Source organism: Arthrobacter sp. BE255 (genome assembly GCF_031457335.1).
GTDB lineage: Bacteria > Actinomycetota > Actinomycetes > Actinomycetales > Micrococcaceae > Arthrobacter.
In genome coordinates, this window is record NZ_JAVDWK010000032.1 from 1 (window position 1) to 1,605 (window position 1,605).

Genomic DNA, 1,605 nt, shown 5'->3' on the forward strand with positions numbered 1-1,605 from the left:
CGGAACCAAGATGAGCGGCTACGGATACAAAGGCACCGCCGCACACATGGACAACTACCTGTACACCAAGAGCGTCTACATGCAGCTCTAACCACCGGGCGGAGCGACTCTTGCAAGTTCAAGCAACGGGCTTGCCGAAGCCGCACACAAGTATTCCTGCCGATGCCTGCTGCCCCAAATTCGATTTCGGGCAGCAGGCATCGCCAGTCCCATCTGTACACGGCCACCATGCAGTTACGCACTATAATGGTCACCAATACCGGGTGTTCGTCGAATAAGCTGCCCAACGTTGAAGCGATATTCGAGCAGTAGTTACGTGGCGCATCGTGTCGACTGGCTTGGTAGCCCTCCAATGTAGGCGCTGATCGCCCGTTGGCCGGGCGAAACAAGGAAAGGGATGGGAGTCACGTCATGGGAGGACGCGGTTCATTGAATGGTGCTGGGGAGGTTACTTCGGCTCCAGACAGCGCGGGCAGCTTGGCCAGGATGTTGAACGTCCTGGATCTGTTCAGCGAAACTGAGCCTGTCTGGTCGACGGCTGCCATCATTGAGGTCCTGGAGACCTCCAGGTCTACGGGCTACCGGTACATCAAAACCCTGCATGACGCCGGCCTGCTCACTTCCGTGCGCAATGGCTACTACAGCCTCGGCCCGCGGATTATCGAGATGGACCTCCAGATACGCCAAACTGACCCACTGCTCCTGGCCAGCCACGGCGTCCTCGAAGACCTGGTGGACAAAATCGGACACTCGGCACTTCTGTGCACCGCATTCCGCGATTCGGTACTGTGCATCGGCGAGGCCCGGGCCCCGCTGAGCCCCGCCAACCGGTTCAGCCGGGGGCAGCGGCGCCCCCTGTTTCAAGGCGCGGTGTCTAAGGTCATCTTGGCTTATCTCCCCCACCACCGCCTGAAAGCCATCTACCCCCGCCACAGCACCGAAATCGAGGACGCAGGGCTCGGCAGCACATGGAGCGTTTTCCGCAAGACCTTGGGTGAGATCAAAAAGGACGGTTACCTCCTGACCAAGGGCGAGTTCAACCCCGGCGTCTACGGTGTCGCGGCACCGATTCTCACCGATCAGAAGACAGCCTTGGGCAGCGTAGGTGTTGCCTGGGATGAGAATACGCGGCGCGATGTCGAGGTTCAAAAGGCAGTACTGGCCGTCAAGCACGCGGCAGCGACCATATCCGCACGCCTTCTTGAGAACCAACAGTCCTTATAAGACTAAACCTCCCAGGGCATACAGCGTCCGCCCAAGCCACGCACCTCCTGGAAGGCCACCGCATTGCCGGTCACGTAGTTATGGACGGTCGGCTGTACGAATCTTGCCGCAGGACTCAGCCTGTCGTGATTGCCACCGTATACGCACACGCTCGCAATCAGAATGCGGCGGATCACATGAGGCCTTCTCGTCTGTGGCGACACTTATAGGCAAAGGACGCCCCATCCACCAAACCCACAGCAGCGAAGATGGTCGCGGTTCTCCTGTGGGTGGTGGTGTGTGGGGTGGGTTAGCTGCTGTGGGTGTAGCCGCCGTCGCAGGCGATGGTTTGGCCGGTGATGAATGCGGCGGCGGGGGTGGCGAGGAAGAACATGATGCCGA

1 protein-coding gene is annotated in these 1,605 nt (G+C 59.8%); it reads left to right on the forward strand.

The genetic code is table 11. The features are described from left to right. Window positions 1-486 precede the first annotated feature (486 nt). Entirely contained in the window at window positions 487-1,224 is a 738-nt protein-coding gene (locus tag J2X42_RS23295; protein WP_310168504.1) for an IclR family transcriptional regulator, read from the forward strand. The last annotated feature ends 381 nt before the right edge of the window (window positions 1,225-1,605 follow it).

What these genes read in the sequence shown, in the direction of transcription:
- J2X42_RS23295 (WP_310168504.1), top strand. Translation starts at nt 487, where the DNA reads ATGTTGAACGTCCTGGATCTGTTCAGCGAAACTGAGCCTGTCTGGTCG.